This window comes from Microcoleus sp. B3-A4, from assembly GCF_036705385.1.
Classification (GTDB): Bacteria; Cyanobacteriota; Cyanobacteriia; order Cyanobacteriales; family Microcoleaceae; genus Microcoleus.
Genome location: NZ_JAUBUI010000216.1, coordinates 1 through 1,397, shown reverse-complemented (window position 1 = coordinate 1,397; position 1,397 = coordinate 1). Strand labels below are relative to the sequence as shown.

1 protein-coding gene is annotated in these 1,397 nt (G+C 40.6%); it reads right to left on the bottom strand.

Translation table 11 applies throughout. The annotated features are described in order from the left end of the window. Nucleotides 1–79 precede the first annotated feature (79 nt). Entirely contained in the window at nucleotides 80–1,093 is a 1,014-nt protein-coding gene (locus QUB33_RS29440) for an IS4 family transposase (RefSeq protein WP_333358220.1), read from the bottom strand. Between the last annotated feature and the right edge of the window lie 304 nt (nucleotides 1,094–1,397).

The window sequence follows — 1,397 nt, the reverse complement described above, 5'->3', positions numbered from 1 at the left end:
CTGTAATTAACTCATAATTTTGCCTGAAATATCATTGTACTATGTATTTGTGTAATTAATTTTGTCTAACTACTTATAGCTACAAACCTTGCCTGAGCAAGGTTCTAGCCCTGAGACCTTTTTGATAAAAGTGACGCTTATTACGAGTTAACTTCATTAACTCTTCCACAGGTTCAGCATATTTTTCAAGATAATTAACCCACTGTTGGCTATCATTGCCACTCCCGAATGTACTGCGTCTGCGATAAGTTCTTTGGGGTTCCTTGATGCGAGAAACATACTTTTGCAAATGCTTTTTTTTGACTAGAGTACCTTCAATAAGGTCACGACTATAGGCAATTGTCATCAAGAGAATCATTTTAATTAATCGGTCTTCTATTAACCCTGTCCCCTCTAAATTATAGCCTCCTGTTTTGCAATCACGGAACATTTCCTCAATTCCCATCCATTGCTTATAAGCAGCGATAGCTTCCGGTAAACTACCCAAGTTAGTTAGAATAAACCACGCCTCGTCAACTGTCCATCCTTGATAATTCCTTTTCCATTTGCAGGCAACATCAAATCCTGCCAGCGGCTTAGTCTTTCTAACTTTTACACCTTGAAAGTATAGAGATGTTCCGCACTCATCTAACCGTAGCCAAATCATATTTTCGGTTTCGATACAATGATTTCGTTTGAGTCGTAAACAAAAATACACATCCTGTTCTCTCAGCCAGTTTGCCAAATCTACTGAACAGAATTCTCGATCCCCTAGCACCACGATCTGATAATCTTTAAATAAGGGTAAAATAGTTGAGATGGCGGCGATCTGCTCATCGACATTACTGCTACCTCGTTTTGGTAACAAGGACCAAGATAACGGGATTGCTCTTCGCTCCCAAATCAGACTAACCATAAACAGATTGATACATCCCCATTGGCTGCGATCGATCGCGATCGATAATTTCTGTCCGGGTTGACAATAATTTGTCAACCAATAGGTAATTAGCGGAAACCACAGACAAGTTAAGGTAAGCTGGGGTAAATCTAAAAATCTTTGTAACTTGCGGCGACGACTTGAGCGTGGTAATGGGGTACGGAAATACGCGAGCAAGTCGTTCTAATTTCACCTGTTTTTCTGATGTCAAGAGGTTGAGCACTATTTCTAGAACTAAAAATTGAGAGCGGGTTAGTTCTCTTTGGAAGTTAGTCTGATAGAATCTAGGTAACATATTTTTGGCATAGGTCGAGTGTAACTTTAGCTTGACCTATCTTTTTTTAACATAAGTCGGTCAAATCTTGGCCCTGTCCGGCTTTTGGGCGGGGTTGTCACCCCGCCAGGCCATGAAGTTAGAACAATTACGGGAATTTCGTCAACAAGCTTATGAATGTCTCGGCAATGCCAAAGACGCCACCTT